This is a genomic window from Dankookia sp. P2, assembly GCF_050632255.1.
Lineage (GTDB): Bacteria > Pseudomonadota > Alphaproteobacteria > Acetobacterales > Acetobacteraceae > Paracraurococcus.
The window spans coordinates 3,703,361-3,725,506 of record NZ_CP192581.1 but is presented as its reverse complement, the minus strand read 5'-3'; the positions used below and the strand labels follow the sequence as shown (position 1 = coordinate 3,725,506).

The following is a 22,146-nucleotide window of genomic DNA, read 5'->3' as shown; positions in this document are numbered from 1 at the left end:
CTTCCCCTATCGTACCAGCAGGCCGGCCGCGGCGGCGGCGCGGCGCGACAGATCCGCTTCCTGACGCAGCAGCGCGGCGAAGCCCTGCGGCGTGGTCGCCTCGGAATCCGCCATCAGGCTGCCGGTCTCCTCGATCTTCGCGCGCAGCGCCGGCTCGGCCAGCGCCGCGGCGAAGGCCGCCTGCAGCGTGGCGGTGATCGGCGCCGGGGTGCCGGAGGGCACCAGGATGCCGATGAAGGAGACCAGCCCGCCGCCCGGCACGCCGGCCTCAGCCAGGCTCGGGATTGCTGGCAGCAGCGGCATGGGCCGCGGCAGCGCGGCGGCGATGATCGGCAGCTGGCCGTCGCGATGCAGCGGCAGGGCGGTGGTGATCTGCTCCATCGAACAGGCCAGCGCGCCGCTCAGCAGGTCGGGCGTCGCGCCGCCGCTCGAGCGATAGGGCACGTGCACCAGGCCGATGCCGGTCGCGGCGTTCAGCAGCTCGATGTTGAGGTGGTTGGAGGTGCCGCTGCCGGCCGAGCCGCATTGCAGCTGGCCCGGCCGCGCCTTGGCGTAGGCGATGAACTCGGCGAATGTCCTCACCGGCAGCTTCGGGCTCGCCACCAGCACCTGCGGCGTGCGGAAGCAGAGGCAGACCGGGGCGAAATCCTTCGCCGGGTCGTAGGGCACCCGCTCCATGATCAGCGGGTTGATGGTCAGCGCGCCGTTCGATCCGAGCAGCAGCGTGGTGCCGTCCGGCGCGGCGCGGGCCACCACCTCGGTGCCGATATTGCCGCCGGCGCCGGCGCGGTTCTCGATGACGATGGGCTGGCCCAGCCGTTCCGAGACACCAGGGATCAGCATCCGCGCCAGGGTGTCGAGGTTGCCGCCGGCGCCGAAGGGCACCACCAGGCGGATCGGCCGGTCGGGGAAGCGCGGCTGCGCGCGCAACGGCGCAGGCATGGCGAGGCCGGCGGCTGCCACCAGCGCCGCACGGCGTGGGATCCCGGCCGGCCAGGGGCTGCGGGCCATCTGTTCCTCTCCCTCGGCGCGTCTGCGCGCGCCATGCGGCAGTGAACCACCCCCGCGGGCGCCGCGCCACCCCTGGCCCTCGCCGCCGCGCTGCGGCTACACTCGGCGCAACGCCGCTCAAAGGCAGCCAAGGGAACCGTCCGCGGATGATCGACAAATTCGTGCGCTCGATGGCGGAGGCCATGAACGGCATCCGCGACGGCGCCACCGTGCTGATCGCCGGCTTCGGCGATGTCGGCATGCCGAATGCGCTGCTCGACGGGCTGATCGAGCAGGGCGCCGGCAACCTCACCGTCGTCGTCAACTCCGCCGGCCGCGTGCACAAGCCAGGCGCCGCCACCCAGGGCATCGCCCGGCTGATCGAGCTGGGACGGGTGCGCAAGGTGATCACCAGCTTCGTCCGGGCGCAGAGCATCGCCGGCGACTGGGTGCGCGACGGCAGGATGGAGGCCGAGGTGGTGCCGCAAGGCACGCTGGCCGAGCGCATCCGCGCCGCCGGCGCCGGCGTGCCGGCCTTCTTCACCCCCACGGGCGCCGGCACGCTGGTGGCGGAGGGGAAGGAGGTGCGCACCTACAACGGCCGTCCCTGCATCCTCGAGGAAGCGCTGCCCGGCGACGTCGCATTGGTCGAGGCCTGGATGGCCGACCGCTGGGGCAACCTCGTCTTCCGCGACGCCAGCCGCAACTTCAACCCGATCATGGCTATGGCCGGCGCGCTGACCGTGGTGCAGACGCACCACATCTGCGATGTCGGCCAGCTGCCGGCGAACGAGATCGTCACCCCGGGATCTTCGTCGACCGCGTGCTGCATGTCGCGGCCGGCGATCCAAAGCTGACGCGCTGACGGGAGGCAAGGCGATGAACGACACGACCCAGGGCTACAAGCCGCTCGGCCGCACCGGCATGGCGGCGCGGCTGGCGCAGGACATCCCGGAGGGATGGTACGTCAACCTCGGCATCGGCATCCCGACACTGGTCGCCGACCACATCCCAGCGGACCGCGAGGTGGTGGTGCATTCGGAGAACGGCATCCTCGGCGTCGCCGCGGCGCCGGAGCCGCACAAGGAAAATCCCTGGCTGATCAATGCCAGCTCGCAGCGCGTCAGCCTGCGGCCGGGCGGCAGCTTCTTCCACCATGCCGACAGCTTCGCCATGGTCCGCGGCGGGCATCTCGACCTCTGCGTGCTCGGCGGCTTCCAAGTGGCGGCCAATGGCGACCTGGCGAATGGGCGCATTCGCCGACCGAGACGGGCCGGCAGATCGGCGGGGCGATGGACCTCGCGGTCGGCGCCAAGCGGGTCTGGGTGGTGATGGAACACGTCACCAAGGACGGCCAGGCGCGCATCCTGCGGCGATGCAGCTACCCGCTGACCGCGGCCGCCTGCGTCAGCCGGGTCTATACCAACCTCGCGGTGCTGGACGTGACGCCGCGCGGCTTCGTGGTGGTGGACATGGTGCCAGGCCTCGGCTTCGAGGAATTGCAGGCGCGGACGGAGGCGCCACTGCTGCGCGAGTGACGCTTCAGCGCGGCGGCAAGATGCGCGCCGCGCGATAACCCTCGATCTGCTGCGCGAACATCGCCCAGCTGTCGCGGAAGCCGGTGAAGCCGGCGACGCGGGCCGCGGTGGTCGACAGGATGATGTCGTAGTCCATCCCGAGGAAGAAGTCGGCGGAATCCGATCTGCCACCTGATCGATCGGCAAGGCCAGGTCGTGCCGGGCGCGGATCGCCTCCCAGACCGGCGCCTTGTCGGCCATCCAGCGCGCCATCGACATCGGCCGGACCATGCCGCATTCGACGCCGAATTGCGCCGCCAGGTACGGCCAGAGGTCGCGCCAGCGGAAGCAGTCGCCATTGGTGACGTTGAAGGCACGGTTGGCGGCGCGCGGCTCGCCCAGCATCCAGAGCACGCCCTCGGCGAGCAGCGACGCATCGGTAACGTCGTGCAGCGCGCCCCAGGTGCCGGGCTTGCCGGGGAAGTCGAAGGGCACGCGGAGCTCGCGGCAGATCGCCGCATAGGCGCCGAGGGTCGAGACCATGTTGCGGGCCCGGCCCGGCGCCACGTCCAGCACGAAGCCGGGCCGGCTCGCGCTCCAGGACCATGCCTTGCCCTGCTGCCGGGCGGCGACCAGGTCCTGCTGGTCGTAGTAGAAATTCGGCGGCAGGTGGCGCGGGTCGTCCTCCCGCGCCGGGGTCCGCGGCGGGCCGATATGCACGCCGTACCACTTGCCGCCATGCACCATGTGGATATGGGCGAAGCGCGGCAGGCTGGCCTCCGCCGCATCCAGCAGGTTGCGCAGCATGGCCAGGTTGCCCGGCACATCCTCGACTCCGCCCTCGCCGAAGGGGGCACGGGAGGCATAGACGATGTGGCTGATGTCCGACCGCGTCGCCAGGGCACGCTTCAGGCCCACAGCATCGGTCAGATCGGCGGCAATCCATGCGCCGGCGCCGTCGGGCACGCGGCGGGACAGGCCGGTGACGGCGAAGCCCGGATAGGCCAGCGCCTGTTCCGTCACCCGAGTCGCCGCGGCGCCGCTGGCGCCGACGATCAGCAGGCTGCGCGTATTGGCCATGATACGTCTCCCCCGCGCCGATCCTGGCGGTGCCGGGGCCGGCACGTCAATTGAGCCCAGGCGCCTGCAGCGGGGCTGCGGCCGGGGCTGCCGGCCCGAATGGAACAACGACATCTACATCTGGACGCAGCGATTCTTCTGGCGATACAGCCGGCCGGACACGCCAGGGCATGAATCATGCGCGCCCTGTGATTTTCAGCATACTTTCCCTGGCAATCTTCAACTATTAGTCGATTAAGCCCAAAGCCGCTCGTCGGAAGGACCATGAATGCTCCGCGTGATCGGCTGCCTCGGCGACACCCATGACATGATGCTGCTGGCGCTCGCGGCCTGCCTCTGCCTGCTGGCCAGCCTGGCAATGTTCGAGTTGCTGGGGCGCGCCGCCGGCGCGGCGCGGCGCTGGCCGCGGCTGCTCTGGCTTGGCCTCGCCGGGGCGGCCTTCGGCGTCGGCGCCTGGGCGACGCATTTCATCGCCATGCTGGCGTATGACCCCGGCCTGCCGCTGGCATTCGCACCCTGGCCCACCCTCGCCTCACTGGCAGTGATGGTGCTGGCTGCGGCGCTCGGCCTCGGCCTGCGGCTGGGCCGCGGCGCCTGGCTGGGCGGCGGCGTAATCGGGCTCGGCATCGGCGGCATGCACTATCTCGGCATGGCGGCGCTGCGGTTGCCCGGCCGGCTCGAATTCGATTTGCCGCTGGTCGCCACTTCCCTGCTCGCCGGGATGGCGCTGGGCGGCGCGGCGCTCGCGGCGGCGGCGTGGCCCGGGCGGCCAGCGCGAGCCGCCGCGGCCGGGCTGCTCGCCGCCGCCGTGCTGGGCCTGCACGGCACCGGCATGGCGGCCGTCGCGCTGCTGCCGGATGGCAGCGTCGCGCTGCCCGCTGCGGCGCTCGACCGCGACTGGCTGGCGGTGGTGGTCGGCGGCGGCACAGCGGCCGGGCTGCTGGCCGGCGCCGCGGTGGTAGCGGTCCGCGCCCGGCTGCACGCCGCCGCCAGCCAGGCGGCGGCGGCCTGGCTGCGCGACCTGGCCGAGGCCAGTTTCGAAGGACTTGCGATTCTGACGGCCGATCTGCGGATCGCTGACTGCAACGGCCGGCTGGCCGAGATGCTAGGCCAGCCGGCCGCAGGCCAGCCGCTCGGCGCCCTGCTGGTGCGGAATGCGGTCTCTGGCGCCGCGACCGTCGAAGCCCTGGTGGCCGAGGCGCGACAGCGCACCGTCACCGCCCTGCTGACCACCGCGCATGGCCCGCTGCCGGTCGAACTGCGCGCTGGCTGCTGGAGACCTCCGCCGGGCCGCGCCTGGTTCTGGCGCTGCGCGATCTGCGGGAAAGGCTGCAAGCCGAGGCGCGGATCGAGCACCTGGCGCACCACGATGCGCTGACCGGCCTGGCCAACCGCAGCCTCCTGGCGGAACGGCTGGGCCAGGCGCTGGCGCATGCTCGGCAGCAGGGCGGCGCGGTGGCCATGCTCTGCCATCGACCTGCGCCGCTTCGGCCCACTGACCGATGTGCTCGGCCAAGCGGGCGGCGATGCGGTGCTGCAGGCGGTCGCGCTGCGGCTGCTGCGCTGCGTGCAACCGACCGATACCGTCGCCCGGATCGGCGGCGACCGCTTCGGCATCCTGCGCACCGGCGCGCCGCAGCCGCAGGACGCCACCACGCTGGCGCGGCAGGTGCTGGACGCATTGGCCCAGCCGCTCGACCTCCCGGGTCGGGCGGTGGCGGTGGAGGCCTGCATCGGCATCGCGGTGGCCCCAGCGGATGGCGACGCGCCGGACACGCTGATGCGCCATGCCGGCTTCGCTCTGCACCGCGCCAAGAGCCGCGCGCAGCCGGGCTGGCGGTTCTTCGAGACGGCGGTGGATGCGCGCATGCAGGCGCGACGGGGGCTCGAGCTCGACCTGCGGCGGGCGCTCGAGCATTGCAGCCCGGTGCTCGGCGAAAGCGGCCTTGGCCGCACGGGATTCGAGGTCTTCTACCAGCCGACCGTCGATCTGCGGACGCGCGCGCTGCGCGGCTTCGAGGCGCTGGTGCGCTGGCGCCACCCGGAGCGCGGGCTGATCTCGCCGGCCGGATTCATTCCACTGGCGGAGGAGACCGGGCTGATCCTGCCGCTCGGCGACTGGGTGCTGCGCCGCGCCTGCGCCGAGGCGGCGGGCTGGCCCGACGGACTCAAGCTCGCGGTCAACCTGTCGCCGGCGCTGGTCGCCGGCGGCGGGCTGGTGGACATGGTGGCCGCAGCGCTCGGCATGGCCGGGCTGGAGCCGGAACGGCTGGAGCTCGAGATCACCGAGACCGCGATGCTGCAGGAGACGGAGACGACGCTCGGCATCCTGCACGGGCTGCAAGAAGCTGGGCATCGGCATCGCCATGGACGATTTCGGCACCGGTTATTCCTCGCTCGGCTATTTGCGGCGCTTTCCGTTCAACCGGCTGAAGATCGACCGTTCCTTCATTGAAGATCTCGGCCAACGCGAGGCCAGCGATGCGATCGTCCGGGCGATCCTGGCGCTCTGTAGCAGCCTTGGCATCGCGGTGACGGCCGAGGGGTGGAGACCTGGGATCAGGCCGGTGCGCTGGAACGGGCCCTGGCGAGCGGCATGGCGGCATGCTGGTGCAGGGCTGGCTCTTCGGCCGACCGGCCCCGCCGGCAGAGATTGCCGCGACGTGGTTCGCACCGGGCAGGACGGCGGCGCTGGCGCCGGGCTAGGGCGGATGGTGGAGGCGCGTGAAGGCCCAGACGCCTGAATCTACTCTGGCACTGCCGGGCTACAGCGGTGCGGCGTTCGGGTCCGGACGCAAGCCGCTGTCGATGTGCCTGGCGGCGCCTGTTACGCTCTCCCGGCCAAAGGAGACGATAAGAATGCCGGGTATCCTCGCGCTGCTGTTTTGCCTGCTTGCCTGGCCGGCGCAGGCGGCCTGGCCGGACCGGCCGATCACCATGGTCGTTCCCTTCAGCCCTGGCGGCGGCGCCGACATCGCCGGGCGCAGCATGGGGCGCTGGCTGGAAGCGCGGCTCGGGCAGCCCGTCGTGGTGGTGAACCGGCCCGGCGCGGGCGGCGCGATCGGCTTCGCCGCCATCGCCCAGGCGGCGCCGGACGGCCATACCATCGGTGTCGTCACCCTGCCCAACCTGGTCACCATCCCGATCGAGCGGCGCGCCGGCTATACGATCGAGCAGCTGGCGCTGATCGCCAACCTGGTGGACGATGTCGGCGGCGTCTTCGTCCGCGCCGATAGCCGCTTCCACAGCATGGCGGATCTGGTGGCAGCGGCGCGGCGCGATCCTGGCGCAGTCAGCTTCGGCACGACCGGCGTCGGCACCTATGCGCATCTCGGCATGCTGGCGCTGGAACGCCAGGCAGGGATCGCGCTGACCGCCGTCGCCTATGGCAGCACCGCGCCGATGCGCGCGGCGCTGCTGCAGGGCGAGCTGCAGGTCGGCGGGCTGAGCATGACCGATGCGACGCAGGAGATGGCGGCGGGGACGCTGCGGCCGCTCGGCCAGATGGCGGCGACGCGCTGGCCCGGCACGCCCGAGGTGCCGACGCTGCGCGAGCAGGGTTTCGACGTGGTGCTGAGCAGCCTGCGTGGCTTCGCCGCCCCCGCCGGCACGCCGCGGGCGATCGTCAGGCAACTGTCCGACCTGGTCGGGGAGGCGGCGCGCGACCCCGGCTTCCGCGCGCTCGCCGAGAAGCAGGCCATGCCGATCGGCTATCAGGACAGCGAGGCCTTTGCCGCCGGGATCGCCGCTATGCGGCTGCAGTATGAAAAGATCTGGCGGGAGCAGCCCTGGCGGGAGAAGGATTGACGGCGTGCTTGCCTCGGGCCCGAAACGGCGTGTTCACTCCCTGACAAGAAACCAAGGGAGGACCTGACCCATGCGCCTGCGCCGCCTCGCGCTGCTCGCCGCCGTGCCGCTGCTGCTCGGGGGCGCCGCCCTCGCCCAGCAGGCCTATAAGCCTGGGCCGCAGAATATCGAGATTGCCGGCTGGCTGGGAGGCGAAGTTCATCCGCTACGCCACGCTCGACAATGCGACGCGGAAGATCGTCCGCAACTTCTACGTCAATCCGGAAGCCTTCGTTGCCGCGAAGCCCGGTGCACCGCTGCCCGACGGCACGCTGATCATCCTGGCGGACAACAAGGCGCGGCTGGGCGCGGACGGCACGCCGCTGCTGGACCAGCAGGGGCGGCTGATCCCGGAGCCGGGCTGGACGGCGATCGGCGTGCAGGAGAAGCGCGCCGGCTGGGGCGAGGAGCTATGCCGCGGACAAGCGCAATGGCGACTGGGAATATGCCCGCTTCTTCGGCGACGGCAGGCGCAACGACGCCAGCGTCGAGGCCTGCTTCACCTGCCACCTGCAGACCCGGCCGAACCAGGACTTCGCCTTCAACTTCTGGGACTATGTCCAGGCGCGGAAATAGCCGGCACGGGCGGGGCCCGGCCGCCACGCGGCAGCCGGGCGGCGTCGCTAGCCCCAGACGCCGTCGGCGAAGCCGCTGGCCTTCCCGGATGCCGAAGGCCAGGAAATGTTCCAGCCGGTTCACACCGGCCGCCGCCACGTCCTGGCAGGCGTGCAGGTAGCCCGAGGTGCCGAAAAGCGCATTCGGGTCGCGCCCCTCCTTCCAGCCGGATCTGTCGACATGCAGCCGCGAATTGATGCTGGAGGCCGCCAACACCGTCAGGTCCGGATAGGTCTCCTTGTAGAAATCTGGGGCGAAGCCGTTGCTGATCGACCCGCCCACGCTGCCGCCGGAGACCAGCTGGCCGCGGATCTCGCCGCTCGGGAAAGCGGTGGAATGAACGTTGAAACAGAGCGGCGCGTCCAGCCCATGCGGGGTCAGGTCCAGCACCGTGTTGAGATCGGTGACCAGCATGGTGGCGGGATAGGTCCGTTTCCAGGCGCCGGTAATGGTCCAGAACCCGTCGGCATTGTGGATGACCCGCAGGTCGTCGGCATCCTGCGCCGGGTTGATCTGGCCGAAGACGACGCTGCCGTTGGAGCCCACGGAACTGGCTGTGGAAGTGCATGCTGGTGACGTCGGTGGCGGGGTGACCAGCGTCTGTGTGCCGGTCCCGGTCGCCGGGCCGAAATCGAGGCCCTTGATCTCGAGTTGGCAGCTGGCGCGGCCGGCCGCCTCGTCCCAGATCACCGTGCCGCCGCCGCTCGCGGCCGAGGCGTTGGACGGAACCTCCTGCCTGCCCGTAAGACTCACGGTGAAGATCCTGGTCATGACCAGTCTCCGCTTGCTCCGGCCGGGCTGCATGGCGCCGGCCGTCGCGCCGGCGCCCCATTCGCCTCGGGGCCCCGCCGGATCGCCGCGACGCGCCAACCCATGCCGATGTGGCACGGGCGGCTGGCCGGACGGATGTCGCCGTGCCGTATCGAGGGGAGAACATCGGCGCACCGGTTCCGGCACCCTCATTATTGAGCGAGTCGTCGTGCCCCGGCTGGCATCTCCAACGGCTTGGCCGCTCGCAGGATCGCCTGCGGCTCAGGCCCGCATCAGCACCCGTACATGCGCCGCGGTGCTGTGCGCCAGCGCCTCAAGGTCGTAGCCGCCCTCCAGCAGAGATACCACGCGGCCGCGGCGATGCCGCTCGGCGATGGCGCAAAGCTCGGCGGTCAGCCAGGCGAAGTCCGGCTCCCGCACCCGCAGCTGGGCCAGCGGGTCGCGGGCATGCGCATCGAACCCGGCCGAGATCACCAGCAGGTCGGGGGCGAAGGCCTCGGTCGCCGGCAGCAGCGTGCCCGACCAGGCCGCGCGGAAGGCAGGGCCGTCGGCACCGGGGCTAAGCGGCACGTTGAAGATGTTGCCCACGCCCCTCTCCCGCGCCTCCCCGGTGCCGGGATAGCAGGGCCATTGGTGGCTCGACGCATAAAGGATCGCCGGGTCGCGCTCGACGCAGGCCTGGCTGCCATTGCCGTGGTGCACGTCGAAATCGATGATCGCAACCCGCGCTGCGGCATGCGCCGCAATGGCGTGCCGCGCCGCCACCACCGCATTGGCGAAGAAGCAGAAGCCCATGGGCCGCGACGGCTCGGCATGGTGGCCAGGCGGGCGGGTGGCGCAGAAGGCACGGCGCACCTCGCCCCGCATCACCGCGTCGGTTGCCGCCACCGCCGCGCCCGCGGCGCGCAGCGCGGCCTCGGCGCTGCCATGGCTCATCACGGTGTCGCCGTCGAGCGGCACCGTCTCACCGGCGGCGGGGCGAATGCCGAGAATGGCCTCCACGTAGTTCCGCGGATGCACCCGGCAGAGCTGCTCCAGGGTCGCCGCAGGCGCCTCGTCACGGATAAGCTCGGCGAAATCCTCCTGGTCGAGTGCCTTCAGCACCGCGCGCAGCCGGTCCGGGCATTCCGGATGCTCCTCGCCCGGCTCGTGCAGCAGGCAGGCGCGGTGGGTCAGCAGCAGGGTGCTCATGCGGGCTCGGCCCTCTTGCGCAGCTCGAAGCGGTAGATGCCGTCGGCCTCGGTGGCGGAGACAAGCTCGTGCCCGGTCTCCTGGCAATAGGCGGGGAAATCCCGGGTGGCGGCCGGATCGGTGGCGAGCACGGTCAGCCGCGCCCCGGGCGGCAGCCCGCGCAGCGCCTTGTTGGTCTTGAGGACCGGGAGCGGGCAGGTCAGGCCCTGCAGATCGAGCAGCGTTTCCGACATGGGCCGAGTCCAGCACCCGCGCCGCGCGACCGCAAGGCTTGCCACACCAAAGGCTTGCGATCCGCCGGACCGCCCCGCACCTTGCCCCCATGTGGCGCATCGGCATTGACTTGGGCGGAACCAAGACGGAGATCGCAGCGCTGGACCCGGGCGGCGCGGTCCGGCTGCGCCGCCGGGCGCCGACCCCGCCTGACTATGCCGGGGTGATCGATCTGGTCGGCGCGCTGGTGACGACGGCGGAGGTCGAACTCGGCGGGCCGGCCACGGTCGGCCTCGGCATCCCCGGCAGCCTGTCGCCGGCGACAGGCCTGGTGCGCGGGGCGAATTCCACCTGGCTGAACGGCGGCCGGCTTGATGCCGACGTCGCCTCCCGGCTCGGCCGCCCGGTGCGGCTCTCGAACGACGCCAACTGCATGGCGATGAGCGAGGCAGCGGATGGCGCCGGGGCGGGGTACGGGACCGTCTTCGCGGTCATCCTCGGCACTGGGGTCGGGGCTGGCATCGTGCAGGATGGCCGTATCCATGAGGGCCGCAATCGCGTCGCCGGCGAATGGGGCCACAACCCGCTGCCCTGGATGACGGCCGCGGAGCACCCCGGCCCGACCTGCTGGTGCGGCCGGCGGGGCTGCATCGAGACCTTCCTCTGCGGCCCGGCGCTCGCGGCCGAGGCGGACGGGCCCGGCGCGCGCGACGCCAGCGCCCTGCCCACCCGGGCCGCGGCCGGGGATACACGGGCCGCTGCGGCGCTGGCGCGGCATACCGACCGGCTGGCGCGCGCCCTGGCGCATGTGGTCAATATCCTCGACCCGGACTGCATCGTCCTGGCGGGGGGATTGTCGAACATGGAACACCTCTACGGGCAGGTCCCGACGCGCATGGCCGCGCATGTCTTCAGCGACACGGTGACGACGCCGCTGCTGCGGGCGCGGCACGGCGACAGCTCCGGCGTGCTGGGCGCCGCGCGGCTCTGGGATGACGCGCGGTGATCGCCGGCCTCCGCCCCGGGCTACTTTATGGGCTGCTCGCCTTCCTCGCCGGCGCGGTGCTCGGAGTGATCCGCGACTTGGCGTTGGCGCCAAGCATTGGCAGCGTCGCCGCTGCCATCCTGGAAGCCGGGGTGATGGCGGTGCTGCTCTGGCTCGCCGCCCGCTACGCCGTGCGCTTCCTGCCTGCCGGGGCGCGGCGCAGAATCGCGTGCCGGCATGGCGCTGGCCGGGGTGGTGCTGGTGCTGCTCTGCGAGATTGCCCTCGGCGCCTGGTTCGAGATCCTCGGGCCTCGCGGCGCAGCGCCCGCCGCGCGGCGGGGTGGAGGAGGCGATCGGCTTCGCCTTGCTCGGCTGGCTGGCGGCACAACCCTTCCGGGTGCAACGGGAAGGCTGAATGCCCGCGCTCTGCCGGGACTGCTTCCAGGGCCTGCCGGAGGACAAGCCAAGCTGCCCGCATTGCGGCTCTCGCCGCATCGTCCGGCATGCCGAGCTGCTGGCACTGACAGTCGCCCATGTCGACTGCGATGCCTTCTATGCCAGTGTCGAGAAGCGCGACAGGCCGGAGCTGCTGTCCCGTCCGGTGATCGTCGGCGGCGGCCATCGCGGCGTGGTCTCGGCTTGCTGCTACATCGCCCGCACCACCGGCGTGCGCAGCGCGATGCCGATGTTCAAGGCGCTGCGGCTCTGCCCCGATGCCGTCGTCATCAAACCGGAGATGGCGAAATACGTCGCCGCGGCGCGGCAGATCCGGGAGCTGATGGAGGCGCTGACGCCGCTGGTGCAGCCGCTCTCGATCGACGAGGCGGTGCTGGACCTGCGTGGCACCGCGGCGCTACACCGCGCGCCGCCCGCCGCGGTGCTGGCCCGCTTCGCCCGCGAGGTGGAGACCAAGGTCGGCGTCACCGTCTCGATCGGGCTCGCGCCCAACCGGCTGCTCGGCAAGCTGGCGGCGGAGCGCGACAAGCCGCGCGGCTTCGCCGTGGTCGGCGCGGCGGAGGCCGCCGCCTGGCTGGCGCCGCAACCCGTCACCGTGCTGCCCGGCGTCGGCCCGGCGCTGGCCCGGCGGCTGGAGGCGGCGGGGTTCACCCGGCTCGGGCAGCTCGCCTCGCTCGATGCGCGGGAGGCGGCGAAGCGCTTCGGCGAGGAGGGGCCGGGCCTCGCGGCGCGCGCGCGCGGCGAGGACGGCCGGCGCGTCTCGCCGGACCGGGAAGCCAAGAGCATCAGCGCCGAAACCACCTTCGATGCCGACATCGCCAGGCTGGAGGCGCTGGAGGCGCCACTCTGGCGGCTCTGCGAGAAGCTCGGCCGACGGCTGCGGGAAAAGGAGCTGGCGGCAGCCGGGGTGGTGCTGAAGCTGAAGACCGCCGGCTTCGCCCAGCGCACCCGCACCACCCGGCTGCCGGTGCCGACCCTGCTGCCGGAAGTGCTCTTCGCCGCCGCCCGGCCGCTGCTGGCGCGGGAGGCGGACGGCACCGCCTTCCGGCTGATCGGCATCGGCGCCCAGCCGCTGGCCCCGGCGGCGGGGGCGGATCGCGGCGACCTGGCCGATCCCGGCGCGCCGCGGCGGGCGGCGCGCTGGCAGGCGGTGGAGGCTTTGCGGGCACGGTTCGGGGAGGCGGCGGTGGGGCTCGGGCGGGGGTTGAAGGGGGATTAAGGGCGGGGAGGAAGTATCCTCCCTGGACCCTCCTCTATTTTTCCGAGTTCCGCACCCTCCGCGCAGCGAGTGCCGACTCAGCAAAGGGAAGCTTGGGGAGGGAACACCTGTTTCCCGCCCCAACCTTGCTTTCCTACCCCCAAGCCGCGCCCGCACCGCCGCCAGCTTCTCCGGGTTGCGCACGACGTAGATCGCGCTGATCCGGCCCTCCCGCACCTCCAGCGCCGTGGTCTGCGGCAGGCCGTCCGGCTCCAGCGTCACATACCCGGGCAAGGTGTTGATTCGGCCGAGATGCACCAGCGGCGCGGCGGGGTCGGCCCGCTTGCGGGCCAGCCCGGCGAAGAAGCGGCCGACCTTGTCGGCGCCGAGGATCGGGTTCAGCGCCGCGGGGCGGATGCCGCCGCCATCGGTGTGCAGCACCACGTCCCGCGCCAGCAGGTCGCGCAGCGCCGCCTCGTCGCCGTTGCGCGAGGCCGCCAGGAAAGCCTGGGCGATCCGCCGCGCCTCGGCATCGGTCACCGGCTGGTGCCGGGCTTCCTCCTGCAGCCGGGCGCGGGCGCGGGTCGCCAGCTTGCGCAGCGCCGGCTCGGCGCGGCCGAGCAGCCCGGCGATCTCGGCGAAGGGGGTCTCGAACAGGTCGTGCAGGATGAAGACCGCGCGCTCGGCCGGCGAGAGCCGCTGCAGGGTCAGCAGGAAGGCGACCGAGAGGTCCTCGGCCTGCTCGCGCGCCGCCTGCTGCGGCGGGTCCGGGCTGTCGAGCACCGGCTCCGGCAGCCAGGGACCGACATAGGCCTCCCGCCGGTGCCGGGCAGATTTCAGGTGGTCGAGGCTGAGCCGGGCGGTGGCCTTCAGCAGCCAGGCGCGGGGCACCTCGACCCGGCTGCGGTCGGCGCCGTGCCAGCGCAGGAAGGCGTCCTGGGCGATGTCCTCGGCGGTCGCCCAGGACCCGGTCATGCGGTAGGCGAGCCCGATCAGCTCGGCCCGCAGCGGCGCGAAGGCCCCGGCGGAATCGGCCATGGGATCCGGCTCGCCCGGCATGCTCAGGCCGCCGCGGCGGTCGCGGGCGCCTGGCCCGGCACTGCGCGGAAGCCGATCGCCAAGCGATTCCAGGCATTGATGGTGGCGATCAGCAGCGACAGCTTGACGATCTCCTCCTCCGAGAAGTGCGGCAGCAGGCCGGCATAAACGTCGTCCGGCGCATGCGTCGCGGCGATCAGCGTCAGGGCCTCGGTCCAGGCCAGGGCGGCGCGCTCCCGCGGGGTATAGTGCGGCGCCTCCGCCCAGGCATCCAGCAGGAACAGCCGCGCCGCGGTCTCGCCCGCCTTGAGCGCCTCGCGGGTGTGCATCTCGATGCAGAAGGCGCAGCCGTTGATCTGCGACGCCCGGGTCTTCACCAGATGGATCAGGCCGGGCTCGAGACCGCTGGAGGCCACCGCCCGCTCCAGCGCGAGCATAGGCTGCAGCAGCTTCGGGGCGACGGCGAAGTAGTCAAGGCGAGGGGTCATGCGGGGCTCCTCCAGGGGCGTTGCATCCCCAAGGACGAGGCGGCGGCGCCGGATGTGACGCGGACCCCGCGAAAAAACTCGCCCGTCCCTGTCACGCCGCCCCGCCCGGCCTCGTCCTGCAGGGATGCCCCGGAGGACCAAGATGATGCCCCGCCGATCCACCCTTGCCCTCGCACTGTCCCTTGCCTGCCTCGGCCCCACCGCGGCGCAGCCGGCCCCGTCCGGCGAAGCCAAGGTCACGCTGGCCTATGCGCACCCGCTGCCCAACGTCCCGGGCAAGAGCCTCAAGGCCGTGCTGGTGGAGTATGCGCCGGGCGGCGCCTCGCCGGCGCACCGCCATGCGGCCTCCGCCTTCATCTGCGCCACGGTGCTGGAAGGGGCGATCCGCAGCCAGGTCAATGACGGGCCGGCCACCGTCTACCGCGCCGGCGAAAGCTTCACCGAGAGTCCGGGCGACCGGCACGTGGTCAGCGAGAATGCCAGTGCCACCCAGCCCGCCCGCCTGCTCGCGGTCTTCGTGGTCGATACCGCGGAGGAGGTCCTGACGCTGCCCGACCGGCCCTGAAGGCCGGGCCTACTGCGCCGGGATGGTCACGATCGGCGTCGGCTGGCCCTGGCCGCTCTCGGCCAGCACCTGCAGCACATGCACGAAGGTGAAGGCGCCCTTGGAGGCAAAGTCGCTTTGCTCGATCCAAAGGCCCGGCCGCGATAGGTCACCGCGGCATAGGCGTCCGCCGGCGCCCGATCGCCCTGGCGCACTCGGATCAGCCGCTCGCCTGGATCGGTCGGGCGGGTCTCGCCGCGGGCAACGTCCTCGGCCATCACCTCGATTTGTCCGCCCAGATCGTAGAGCACCTGCAGCACGGATCGCGTCAGCACCGCTACCTGGCCGTGGCCCCGCGGAATGCGGCCATAGACCACTTCCAGCTCCGGCATCCCCGGCGACAGGCCGAGCAGCCGCCGCACCTGCCGCGCCGCCTCCCCGGCCGTGGAACGGTCGTCGCCCAGCACCAGGAACACCCGGGGCCCGGCCTTGCCTCGCTCGAAACGCAGGCTGACCGCGCCGGCAGCCTGGATGGTCCGCAGCGCATGCATCAGTGCCATGAACCCGCCCGAGGCCGCCTGCGCCTGGCCCTCCTGCGTCGCGCCGTTCGGCAGCCCGTTCACCGATTGCACGCCGAGCCGGAACAGCAGGTCCACCGGCGCGCCGCTCTGCGCCAGGGACAGCAGCTCGGCCGGGGCAAGTGGCCGCAGGTAGGATTGCGCGAAGCGCTGGCCGGTGACCGGGGTGAAGGTGAAAGTCGGCCGGTTGGTGTACTGCACCGTGCCGCCCACCGTTGCGTAATTGCCCGGTGCCGCATTGGGATAGGCATTCAGCCCGAGCTGCCCTGTCGCCTGCACTTGGTAGCCAGCGATCAGCTGGCTGACCGATAGGAAGGTTGGAACGTCGGCATAGCGCAGCCGCACCATGTTCAGCAGCATCTGCCTCTTCAGCCCCTCGCCCAGCGCATCGGCATAGCCCATCTGGTCGAGGTCAAGGCGCTGCGGCCCGACCCCCGCATTGCAGCCGGCCAGGCCGAGGGAAAGCAGCGCCAGTGCGCGGCGGCGCAGGCGGGGAGGCGGAATGCAGGGCATGCCCCGCCAACGCCGCAACAGTGGCGGGTTTCGCCGCGCTTGCCCCGCCGCCGCGGTCCGCCCAGGCTCGGAGGCGGGAGGGCTGCCGCCATGGACGACCCCGAGGATGACGACCATGCCGCCGGCCGCATCGATGCCCGGCCTTCGCCACCACGGCCCGGTACCGCCTGGCCGCTGCCGCCGGGCCTGCACCCGCTCGGCATGGGCGAGGGCCGGGACGGGTTGCTGCGGGTACCGGCCGCCGCAGCGCCCGGCCCGCTGCCGCTGATCATGATGCTGCATGGCGCGACCGGCGACGCCACCCGCGCGTTGCGCCGCATCGCGCCGATCGCCGATGCCGCGCTGGTGATGCTGCCGGACAGCCTCAGGCGAAGCTGGGACGTGCTGGAAGGCGGCTACGGGCCCGACATCGCGCGGATCGAGGCGGCGCTGCGCCGCGTCCTGGCGGAATGGCCGGTCGACCCGAAGCGCCTCGCGGTGGCGGGGTTCTCCGACGGCGCTTCCTACGCGCTGTCGCTGGCGCTGATGAACGGCGATCTCTTCACCCATGCCCTCGCTTTCTCGCCCGGCTTCGTTGTGCCGATGCGGCTGGAAGGCAAGCCGCGGCTTTTCTCAGCCATGGCACCGCCGATCCGGTGCTGAACATCGACCTCTGCACCCGCCGCCTCGTGCCGAAGCTGCGCCATGCCGGCTACCCGCTGATCCTCCGGGAGTTCGCCGGCGGGCACGAGGTGCCGGAGGAGATCGCGGTGACCGCGCTGGCCTTCCTGATGGCGGATTGAGGCCGGCCGCTGCGGGTGCCAGCATCCTCCCGAAGCAAACGGAGGAAATGGACATGGACAGCATCGAGGAAGGCCTCGCCGGCAAGGTGGCCATCGTCACCGGCGCCGGGTCGCGCCCGGGAGAGGGTGTCGGCAACGGCCGCGCCGCCGCCATCCTGCTGGCCCGGGCCGGCGCGAAGCTCGTCTGCGCCGACGCCGTCCTACCCTGGGCCGAAGACACGAAGCGGATGATCGAGGCCGAGGGCGGCGAGGCGATCACCGTCGAGGCCGATGTGACGAAGCCCGACGACTGCCGGCGCATCGTCAAGGCCGCGACCGGCCGCTGGGGCCGGCTCGATGCGCTGATGAACAATGTCGGCATCAGTGGCCCGAAGGGCACCGCGGAGGAGGTGGACCCGGAGGAATGGGCGCACGGCCTGCTTGTGAACGTGACCTCGATGATGCTGATGGCGAAGTATGCGGTGCCGGCGATGCGCGCGGCCGGCGGCGGCGCCATCGTCAATATCGGCTCGGTCGCCGGGCTGAAGGGCGGGCATCCCTCGCTGCTCTACCCGACCAGCAAGGGCGCGGTGGTCAACATGACCCGCGCCATGGCAGTGCACCACGCGAAAGACGGCATTAGGGTGAACTGCATCTGCCCCGGCATGGTCTACACGCCGATGGTGCAAGCCAACGACATGACCCCGGCGAAGCGGGAGGCGCGGCGGAAGCGCAGCATCCTGCAGGTGGAGGGCAGCGGCTGGGACATTGGCGCGGCGGTGGCGTTCCTCTGCGGCGGGAAGTCGCGCTGGATGACCGGGGCGATCGTGCCGGTGGACGCTGGGGCGACGGCGATCGCGGCGCTGCCGGCAGGCCCGGGCTAAGGCCGGGGAGGAAGTATCCTCCCTCGACCCTCTTCTGCTTCCGTGGGTCGGCATCCACCGGACGGCGAGTGCCGACCCATGAAAGAGGCTCTCGACTTCACGGAAGCTCGGCGATCTCCTGCCATGGCATGCCGCGAAGGTCGCAGGCCGATGAGGTGACGACGCCGAGGAGCGGTTTGGTCGGAACCCGGCGGCCGACATAGTAATTCAGCACCTGCCAGTAGTGGTGCGTCCAAGGCGGCCATTTCGGCTGATCCTGGTAAGTCGCCGCATCGAAGACGAAGAAGACCTGGTCACCGGCCGAGGCGAGCCGCCGTATCACGTCGCGGTGCCAACCTTGCGGCGCGGCAAGCAGCGCCAGGACCCGGCAATCCCCGGCGGTCGCCTGGAAGAGCGGCACGTCCGGGTCGTCTCCGACCTCGCTCACTGCGAAGCCATGCCGCCTGAAGAAGGCGGTCACCCGGTCCATCGTGGCGGTCGTGCCTTGCACGGCCTTCTCCGCACCCCACAGGGACTGGTTGCCGACGGCCACCTTGCCGCCGATGCTCAGGACGAGTAGCAGCGGCAACAGGATCCTAAGCTGGAGCGAAGCGTGCATGGCGCGTGCCCCACATGCAGATCCCCAGCATCAACACGACACTCAGCGCGCCCGCGACGGCGGAGCCGACCGGACCGTGGATGAAGTCGAACTGCGCGGGGTGCAGAACCATCAGGCTGATTCGGGTGACGTTGACGGCAACGACGGAGAGACAGGCGAGAAGACACCATCCAACGCTCGCCGGGGACCAAGCGACGCCACGGTGCTGCGCGAACAGGACCCAGCAGAGGATCGCCAGGGAGATGTTGCTGAGCGAGGAGCAGAATGGGGCGATCCAGACATGGCCGTCGCCGCCGGCAAAGCGCACCGTATTGCCGATCGTCTCCATGCCGGTGAGCCAACCGACCATGCGGGCATCGGTGTCCAGGACGGGGCCGCTTGCGGAGAACAGCAGCACGCGGCCCCAGAACATCGCCCCGGTCGTAGCGAGCAGGATCCAGGCGCCGCGGCGCATGGGAGATTCGGGCCGCATGCCGGGGGGCCCGAAAGGGTCGGCCAGCATGTAGAGCGCCAGAGCGGTCAACCCGAGCCAGCTCAGATGCGCCACGGGCAGCATGATCGCCGCGAGCACACCGGCGGCCAGGAAGAGGTCAGCCCGAAGGAACGCCTCCCGCGGTCCGCGAAGCAGCATGAGCGGGCAAGCCACGAAGGCGATCCAGACGACGACGCTGGTGTTGAAGGTGCCGGCGATCGCCATCGTCGCCCCATCCTGAAGGATGGCGCCTTGCACACGGCTCATCACGCCGTTTGCGAAGCCCAGTATGCAGAGGCCCGCGAAGAGTTCGCCGCGGGAAAGACCGGCCGCTGCTGCGGCACGGTCAAGCCCGCGATGTCCGCCGTCCCGCGAGGACGTCGGAATAGCGGATACCAGCATCAGCGCTTGCCCTGACTCTGCCTAGAGCTGTTCGGTCTGGCCGCGCTCCTGACGGCTCTCGTCCCGCCGGCGCCGGACCATCTTGTAGGCGCCGGCCGCCCCGGCGATCAGCAGGAAGGGCAGCCCGGCGCCGGCGAGCGGTCCGGGCGCACCGCGGCCACCGCTACCGATGCCGTTCCCGCCTGCATGGCCGAAGTCGGAATTGCCTGGGCCCGCGCTGGCAGGCGCTGCCGCGACGACACACAGCAGCGCAGTCATCGCCAGCTTGTTTGTTTTCAACTGTACCATGCAAATCACCCACCGATTGCTAGAGCTTTCCTGGAGCGACGATCGCTGATCGCCGCTCAATACGTACCCGGCCTGGGCGAATGGACCGCAACACACATCGGTATGCGAGATTTGTATGATATCGGCACAATAATTTCTGCGGCTGGCTCAGAAGGCATTGGTAAGCCGTTGCTGCAGATGGGGATTCAGACATCGCAGCTGCATCATTCACAGTGCCGCTGCTGCCGCCCCGCGGACGGTAGGTCACGGGTTTATGTGAGACGCACCTGATGCGGTTCTGACCACTTGCAGCCCGAGTCAGTCCGGAAGGGCTGCGAGGCGGCTCCAGGCAGCGCGGCAGCTGTCTATGATGCATCGGGCTCGGGTCAGTCCCGTCAGGTCTTCTGCCGGCCGGAACCCAGCGCCTCGACTGGGCATGGCAGGCCGGCGATGCGCCGGCGCGGCCCGCCATCGCACTTCGGGCAGAGGCGTCAGGAGCGCGGCTGGTCGCGCAGACCATCGATCCCTGCGCCCCGTGACGGATTAGCCGGTCCCGCAACCTCGGTCGGTCCCCGCCGCCCGGGTCGCTGCCGCACGGCGCATGCCACCCGGCGGGCGGGCCAGCGGGGCCGATCGCAGGCTCACGCGGCCGATGCGTTTACGCCACGCCAAGCGGCGCGGCAGGCCGGAGAACAGCGCGGGTCGGCACCGAGGCTGTCCCGCAGGAGGAAGTCGGCGATGCACGCGCCAGGTACGACACCGGGCTTCGGCCTCGTCGCGCCAGGGCCGAAAGAACTGACGCCAAGCTCTGCGTCGCCGAGGACTCATATCCAGAAACTCTAAAACAAAGTAAATGTAGTCACACATTCACACGTACTTATCCGACATAAGCTATAAGGGTAAAAAAAATGTGCGAATCGCCGATTCAACATAGACCATGGATACTTATTCGCCTAAGTGCAGGAATATTGAGTATGACAATGGAGATTTTCCGGTGGACGCATCCTCTATTTCTTCTAACGCAGGAACGACTTCTACAGATTATGCGGCTCCTGCAAATGCAGTGCGTATCAGCGCGGGCGCGGATATTCAGTCTGCGGTGAATTCACATCCCAACGGCACTGCTTTTTTGTTGAGTGCTGGCACTTACTACGGGCAGACGATCCGCCCGAAGGACGGCGACAGCTTCTATGGCGAGAACCACGCGACAATTCTGGACGGCAACGGCGCCCAGCGCGCCTTCGATGGCCAGCCGGTCTCGAACGTCACGATCAGCGGCCTGAAGATCACCGATTATGCGCCGAACAACCCAGGCACCGGCGCGCTCGGCACCGACGGAAGCTCCGTCAATTGGACGGTCGCCGGAAATGAGTTTTACGGAATTAGGTCAAGCGTGCCGATCATGCTTGGCACGAACATGACCGTTAAGGATAACTATATTCACGACAATGAAATGGCCGGCATCGGTGCGTACAACACGCGTGGTTCCGTGGTGGAACACAACGAGCTTGCCAACAACAACCAGTCGCACAACGGTCCGTTCACTGCGACCGGCTCCGGCGCCGGGATCAAGGTCTTCACGGTCAGCGATGTGACCATCGCGAACAACTACGTGCACGACAACGTCACCTCGCCCGGGATCTGGGTCGATGGTGGCAGCAAATCCACGACCATCGAGAACAACTGGGTCGCCAACAACGATGCACCGGGCGTGCTGGTCGAGCTCGACTATGGCGCTTCGGTTCGCGGCAACCTCATCGAAGGCAACAACGACCCGTCCTTCCAGGGCTTCGAGGGCGGCGGGGTCTATGTCCAGAACTCGTCGAACACGGAGGTTGCCGACAACATCCTACGCGGCAATGTCGGCGGGGTCTGGGTCTTCGAGGAGAATCGCGGCTCGGGGGCGCAGGGTCCCTATGTCGTCAGCAATGACTCCGTCCACGGCAACACCATCCAGCTTTCCGCCGGCGACAACGGCATGGGCGGGACCGTGCAGAACGGCGACGTGCGCTGGTACGACAACGACTACTATCTCTCCGGCAGCGCGAGCCTGATCGCGGGCGGCGGCACGAAGAGCGTGTCGCAATGGCAAGGGTCTGGCCTCGACACCTCCTCAAGCGGCTCGACCTTCAACAGCGGGTCGTTGCCGACCAACACGTCCACCGGCTCCACCTCCCAGGGTGGGGCGGTCGCGCCGGAGCAGACCAGCAGCTCCGGCAGCACGGCAGCGGTGGTGCAGACCATTGGCTCCGGCAGCGATGAACTGGTGCTGAAGCTCTCGCAGGATTATTTCCAGGGCAACGCGCAGTACACCGTGGCGGTCGATGGCAAGCAGGTCGGCGGCACCCTCACCGCCGGGGCCCTGTCCGGCAGCGGCCAGGAAGACGTCCTTACCGTCAAGGGCGACTGGGCTTCGGGCAGCCACACGCTGACCGTTGCCTTCATCAATGACCGGTTCGAGAACACGCCGGGCTCCGATCGCAATCTGCACATCGATCAGGTGAGATTCGAAGGTACGGACCTGGGGAGCGGCTACGACGTGCTCTACAGCAACGGCCACCTGGATTTCAGCTTCGGCTAGGCAGCTGCGGACACGTTTGCGACTGATCCAGAAGGACTCCACCGGGCCGTCCCGCCCGGTGGAGTTCCTCTGCGGCGGCAGGTCGCGCAGGATGACCGGGGCAATCGCGCCGGTGAATATGCGGGTGACGGCGATCGCGGCGTTGCCGGCCGGTGTGG

The 22,146-nt window shown here is 70.5% G+C and carries 25 protein-coding genes and 2 pseudogenes; 15 read left to right on the top strand and 12 right to left on the bottom strand.

Annotated features, from left to right (window positions below):
• Positions 1 to 6: 6 nt before the first annotated feature.
• Positions 7 to 1,011 (bottom strand): Bug family tripartite tricarboxylate transporter substrate binding protein, encoded by a 1,005-nt coding sequence (locus ACQ86J_RS21950; RefSeq protein WP_431267207.1) that lies wholly within the window; start codon positions 1,009 to 1,011, stop codon positions 7 to 9.
• Between the two features lie 146 nt (positions 1,012 to 1,157).
• On the opposite strand from ACQ86J_RS21950, the gene ACQ86J_RS21945 reads away from it, so the two are divergent.
• Genes ACQ86J_RS21945 through ACQ86J_RS21935 form a run of 3 tightly spaced genes read left to right on the top strand, consistent with a single transcriptional unit; the run spans position 1,158 to position 2,528 of the window.
• A complete protein-coding gene (locus tag ACQ86J_RS21945) occupies positions 1,158 to 1,847 on the top strand; it encodes a CoA transferase subunit A (RefSeq protein ID WP_431267206.1) in 690 nt (229 codons plus the stop codon).
• On the top strand, positions 1,759 to 2,322 hold the full coding sequence (locus ACQ86J_RS21940; protein WP_431267205.1) for a CoA-transferase: 564 nt from the start codon (positions 1,759 to 1,761) through the stop codon (positions 2,320 to 2,322). Before ACQ86J_RS21945 ends, ACQ86J_RS21940 begins: the two co-directional genes overlap by 89 nt.
• The gene (locus tag ACQ86J_RS21935) at positions 2,283 to 2,528 is read left to right on the top strand and encodes a CoA-transferase (protein ID WP_431267204.1); all 246 of its coding nucleotides are present in this window, start codon (positions 2,283 to 2,285) and stop codon (positions 2,526 to 2,528) included. The genes ACQ86J_RS21940 and ACQ86J_RS21935 overlap by 40 nt, the downstream gene beginning before the upstream one ends.
• Before the next feature lie 4 nt (positions 2,529 to 2,532).
• On the opposite strand, the gene ACQ86J_RS21930 is transcribed toward ACQ86J_RS21935, so the two are convergent.
• Both ACQ86J_RS21930 and ACQ86J_RS21925 read right to left on the bottom strand, forming a co-directional pair.
• Entirely contained in the window at positions 2,533 to 2,664 is a 132-nt protein-coding gene (locus ACQ86J_RS21930; protein ID WP_431267203.1) for a hypothetical protein, read from the bottom strand.
• A gap of 113 nt (positions 2,665 to 2,777) precedes the next feature.
• Positions 2,778 to 3,314, bottom strand: a pseudogene (locus ACQ86J_RS21925) (NAD-dependent dehydratase); the annotation flags it as partial.
• 541 nt (positions 3,315 to 3,855) lie between these two features.
• Here ACQ86J_RS21925 and ACQ86J_RS21920 point away from each other — a divergent pair.
• From ACQ86J_RS21920 to ACQ86J_RS21905, 4 genes are all read left to right on the top strand, one after another.
• Positions 3,856 to 4,965, top strand: a complete 1,110-nt coding sequence (locus ACQ86J_RS21920; RefSeq protein ID WP_431267202.1) for an MHYT domain-containing protein — start codon at positions 3,856 to 3,858, stop codon at positions 4,963 to 4,965.
• Between the two features lie 54 nt (positions 4,966 to 5,019).
• A complete protein-coding gene (locus ACQ86J_RS21915; RefSeq protein WP_431267201.1) occupies positions 5,020 to 6,042 on the top strand; it encodes a putative bifunctional diguanylate cyclase/phosphodiesterase in 1,023 nt (340 codons plus the stop codon).
• Complete coding sequence (locus tag ACQ86J_RS21910) at positions 5,954 to 6,331, top strand: EAL domain-containing protein (protein ID WP_431267200.1); 378 nt, start codon at positions 5,954 to 5,956, stop codon at positions 6,329 to 6,331. The genes ACQ86J_RS21915 and ACQ86J_RS21910 overlap by 89 nt, the downstream gene beginning before the upstream one ends.
• A gap of 115 nt (positions 6,332 to 6,446) precedes the next feature.
• Positions 6,447 to 7,394 carry a tripartite tricarboxylate transporter substrate binding protein gene (locus tag ACQ86J_RS21905; RefSeq protein ID WP_431267199.1) on the top strand — a complete coding sequence of 316 codons (948 nt, stop codon included), beginning with the start codon at positions 6,447 to 6,449 and terminating at the stop codon, positions 7,392 to 7,394.
• Positions 7,395 to 7,709: 315 nt separating this feature from the next.
• Here ACQ86J_RS21905 and ACQ86J_RS21900 read toward each other — a convergent pair whose 3' ends face one another.
• The 3 genes from ACQ86J_RS21900 to ACQ86J_RS21890 all read right to left on the bottom strand — a co-directional run bounded on the left by ACQ86J_RS21900 (position 7,710) and on the right by ACQ86J_RS21890 (position 10,243).
• Complete coding sequence (locus ACQ86J_RS21900; RefSeq protein ID WP_431267198.1) at positions 7,710 to 8,801, bottom strand: CHRD domain-containing protein; 1,092 nt, start codon at positions 8,799 to 8,801, stop codon at positions 7,710 to 7,712.
• A 279-nt stretch (positions 8,802 to 9,080) separates the two neighbouring features.
• Positions 9,081 to 10,010 carry a histone deacetylase family protein gene (locus tag ACQ86J_RS21895; protein WP_431267197.1) on the bottom strand — a complete coding sequence of 310 codons (930 nt, stop codon included), beginning with the start codon at positions 10,008 to 10,010 and terminating at the stop codon, positions 9,081 to 9,083.
• Positions 10,007 to 10,243, bottom strand: a complete 237-nt coding sequence (locus ACQ86J_RS21890; RefSeq protein ID WP_431267196.1) for a sulfurtransferase TusA family protein — start codon at positions 10,241 to 10,243, stop codon at positions 10,007 to 10,009. The genes ACQ86J_RS21895 and ACQ86J_RS21890 overlap by 4 nt, the downstream gene beginning before the upstream one ends.
• Before the next feature lie 89 nt (positions 10,244 to 10,332).
• On the opposite strand from ACQ86J_RS21890, the gene ACQ86J_RS21885 reads away from it, so the two are divergent.
• The 3 genes from ACQ86J_RS21885 to ACQ86J_RS21875 all read left to right on the top strand — a co-directional run bounded on the left by ACQ86J_RS21885 (position 10,333) and on the right by ACQ86J_RS21875 (position 12,883).
• Positions 10,333 to 11,229 carry an ROK family protein gene (locus ACQ86J_RS21885; protein WP_431267195.1) on the top strand — a complete coding sequence of 299 codons (897 nt, stop codon included), beginning with the start codon at positions 10,333 to 10,335 and terminating at the stop codon, positions 11,227 to 11,229.
• A 208-nt stretch (positions 11,230 to 11,437) separates the two neighbouring features.
• The gene (locus tag ACQ86J_RS21880) at positions 11,438 to 11,623 is read left to right on the top strand and encodes a hypothetical protein (RefSeq protein ID WP_431267194.1); all 186 of its coding nucleotides are present in this window, start codon (positions 11,438 to 11,440) and stop codon (positions 11,621 to 11,623) included.
• A complete protein-coding gene (locus tag ACQ86J_RS21875) occupies positions 11,624 to 12,883 on the top strand; it encodes a DNA polymerase IV (RefSeq protein WP_431267193.1) in 1,260 nt (419 codons plus the stop codon).
• A 210-nt stretch (positions 12,884 to 13,093) separates the two neighbouring features.
• Here the strand turns inward: ACQ86J_RS21875 and sigJ are convergent.
• Both sigJ and ACQ86J_RS21865 read right to left on the bottom strand, forming a co-directional pair.
• Positions 13,094 to 13,837 (bottom strand): annotated as a pseudogene (gene sigJ, locus ACQ86J_RS21870) (RNA polymerase sigma factor SigJ); the annotation flags it as partial.
• 86 nt (positions 13,838 to 13,923) lie between these two features.
• Entirely contained in the window at positions 13,924 to 14,388 is a 465-nt protein-coding gene (locus tag ACQ86J_RS21865; protein ID WP_431267192.1) for a carboxymuconolactone decarboxylase family protein, read from the bottom strand.
• Positions 14,389 to 14,530: 142 nt separating this feature from the next.
• On the opposite strand from ACQ86J_RS21865, the gene ACQ86J_RS21860 reads away from it, so the two are divergent.
• The gene (locus tag ACQ86J_RS21860) at positions 14,531 to 14,953 is read left to right on the top strand and encodes a cupin domain-containing protein (protein ID WP_431267191.1); all 423 of its coding nucleotides are present in this window, start codon (positions 14,531 to 14,533) and stop codon (positions 14,951 to 14,953) included.
• Between the two features lie 26 nt (positions 14,954 to 14,979).
• On the opposite strand, the gene ACQ86J_RS21855 is transcribed toward ACQ86J_RS21860, so the two are convergent.
• Positions 14,980 to 16,023 (bottom strand): hypothetical protein, encoded by a 1,044-nt coding sequence (locus ACQ86J_RS21855; RefSeq protein WP_431267190.1) that lies wholly within the window; start codon positions 16,021 to 16,023, stop codon positions 14,980 to 14,982.
• Between the two features lie 90 nt (positions 16,024 to 16,113).
• On the opposite strand from ACQ86J_RS21855, the gene ACQ86J_RS21850 reads away from it, so the two are divergent.
• The 3 genes from ACQ86J_RS21850 to ACQ86J_RS21840 are packed head-to-tail and all read left to right on the top strand — an operon-like array spanning position 16,114 to position 17,668.
• Positions 16,114 to 16,665, top strand: a complete 552-nt coding sequence (locus ACQ86J_RS21850) for an alpha/beta hydrolase (RefSeq protein ID WP_431267189.1) — start codon at positions 16,114 to 16,116, stop codon at positions 16,663 to 16,665.
• Positions 16,659 to 16,805 carry a hypothetical protein gene (locus ACQ86J_RS21845; protein ID WP_431267188.1) on the top strand — a complete coding sequence of 49 codons (147 nt, stop codon included), beginning with the start codon at positions 16,659 to 16,661 and terminating at the stop codon, positions 16,803 to 16,805. Before ACQ86J_RS21850 ends, ACQ86J_RS21845 begins: the two co-directional genes overlap by 7 nt.
• Positions 16,806 to 16,858: 53 nt before the next feature.
• Positions 16,859 to 17,668 (top strand): SDR family NAD(P)-dependent oxidoreductase, encoded by an 810-nt coding sequence (locus ACQ86J_RS21840; RefSeq protein WP_431267187.1) that lies wholly within the window; start codon positions 16,859 to 16,861, stop codon positions 17,666 to 17,668.
• 97 nt (positions 17,669 to 17,765) lie between these two features.
• On the opposite strand, the gene ACQ86J_RS21835 is transcribed toward ACQ86J_RS21840, so the two are convergent.
• The 3 genes from ACQ86J_RS21835 to ACQ86J_RS21825 are packed head-to-tail and all read right to left on the bottom strand — an operon-like array spanning position 17,766 to position 19,488.
• Positions 17,766 to 18,236, bottom strand: a complete 471-nt coding sequence (locus tag ACQ86J_RS21835; protein WP_431267186.1) for a hypothetical protein — start codon at positions 18,234 to 18,236, stop codon at positions 17,766 to 17,768.
• Between the two features lie 7 nt (positions 18,237 to 18,243).
• Positions 18,244 to 19,140 (bottom strand): hypothetical protein, encoded by an 897-nt coding sequence (locus ACQ86J_RS21830; protein ID WP_431267185.1) that lies wholly within the window; start codon positions 19,138 to 19,140, stop codon positions 18,244 to 18,246.
• Between the two features lie 21 nt (positions 19,141 to 19,161).
• The gene (locus ACQ86J_RS21825; protein ID WP_431267184.1) at positions 19,162 to 19,488 is read right to left on the bottom strand and encodes a hypothetical protein; all 327 of its coding nucleotides are present in this window, start codon (positions 19,486 to 19,488) and stop codon (positions 19,162 to 19,164) included.
• Positions 19,489 to 20,401: 913 nt separating this feature from the next.
• On the opposite strand from ACQ86J_RS21825, the gene ACQ86J_RS21820 reads away from it, so the two are divergent.
• Positions 20,402 to 21,988 (top strand): right-handed parallel beta-helix repeat-containing protein, encoded by a 1,587-nt coding sequence (locus ACQ86J_RS21820; protein ID WP_431267183.1) that lies wholly within the window; start codon positions 20,402 to 20,404, stop codon positions 21,986 to 21,988.
• The last annotated feature ends 158 nt before the right edge of the window (positions 21,989 to 22,146 follow it).

Excerpts from the sequence above, each read along its gene's own strand:
- ACQ86J_RS21840 (WP_431267187.1), top strand. The coding sequence starts at position 16,859 with ATGGACAGCATCGAGGAAGGCCTCGCCGGCAAGGTGGCCATCGTCACC.
- ACQ86J_RS21850 (WP_431267189.1), top strand. The coding sequence starts at position 16,114 with ATGGACGACCCCGAGGATGACGACCATGCCGCCGGCCGCATCGATGCC.
- ACQ86J_RS21905 (WP_431267199.1), top strand. The coding sequence starts at position 6,447 with ATGCCGGGTATCCTCGCGCTGCTGTTTTGCCTGCTTGCCTGGCCGGCG.
- ACQ86J_RS21950 (WP_431267207.1), bottom strand. The coding sequence starts at position 1,011 with ATGGCCCGCAGCCCCTGGCCGGCCGGGATCCCACGCCGTGCGGCGCTG.
- ACQ86J_RS21930 (WP_431267203.1), bottom strand. The coding sequence starts at position 2,664 with ATGGACTACGACATCATCCTGTCGACCACCGCGGCCCGCGTCGCCGGC.
- ACQ86J_RS21915 (WP_431267201.1), top strand. The coding sequence starts at position 5,020 with ATGCTCGGCAGCAGGGCGGCGCGGTGGCCATGCTCTGCCATCGACCTG.
- ACQ86J_RS21860 (WP_431267191.1), top strand. The coding sequence starts at position 14,531 with ATGATGCCCCGCCGATCCACCCTTGCCCTCGCACTGTCCCTTGCCTGC.
- ACQ86J_RS21865 (WP_431267192.1), bottom strand. The coding sequence starts at position 14,388 with ATGACCCCTCGCCTTGACTACTTCGCCGTCGCCCCGAAGCTGCTGCAG.
- ACQ86J_RS21895 (WP_431267197.1), bottom strand. The coding sequence starts at position 10,010 with ATGAGCACCCTGCTGCTGACCCACCGCGCCTGCCTGCTGCACGAGCCG.
- ACQ86J_RS21940 (WP_431267205.1), top strand. The coding sequence starts at position 1,759 with ATGTCGGCCAGCTGCCGGCGAACGAGATCGTCACCCCGGGATCTTCGT.
- ACQ86J_RS21945 (WP_431267206.1), top strand. The coding sequence starts at position 1,158 with ATGATCGACAAATTCGTGCGCTCGATGGCGGAGGCCATGAACGGCATC.
- ACQ86J_RS21890 (WP_431267196.1), bottom strand. The coding sequence starts at position 10,243 with ATGTCGGAAACGCTGCTCGATCTGCAGGGCCTGACCTGCCCGCTCCCG.
- ACQ86J_RS21920 (WP_431267202.1), top strand. The coding sequence starts at position 3,856 with ATGCTCCGCGTGATCGGCTGCCTCGGCGACACCCATGACATGATGCTG.
- ACQ86J_RS21830 (WP_431267185.1), bottom strand. The coding sequence starts at position 19,140 with ATGCTGGTATCCGCTATTCCGACGTCCTCGCGGGACGGCGGACATCGC.
- ACQ86J_RS21910 (WP_431267200.1), top strand. The coding sequence starts at position 5,954 with ATGGACGATTTCGGCACCGGTTATTCCTCGCTCGGCTATTTGCGGCGC.
- ACQ86J_RS21875 (WP_431267193.1), top strand. The coding sequence starts at position 11,624 with ATGCCCGCGCTCTGCCGGGACTGCTTCCAGGGCCTGCCGGAGGACAAG.
- ACQ86J_RS21855 (WP_431267190.1), bottom strand. The coding sequence starts at position 16,023 with ATGCCCTGCATTCCGCCTCCCCGCCTGCGCCGCCGCGCACTGGCGCTG.
- ACQ86J_RS21935 (WP_431267204.1), top strand. The coding sequence starts at position 2,283 with ATGGACCTCGCGGTCGGCGCCAAGCGGGTCTGGGTGGTGATGGAACAC.
- ACQ86J_RS21885 (WP_431267195.1), top strand. The coding sequence starts at position 10,333 with ATGTGGCGCATCGGCATTGACTTGGGCGGAACCAAGACGGAGATCGCA.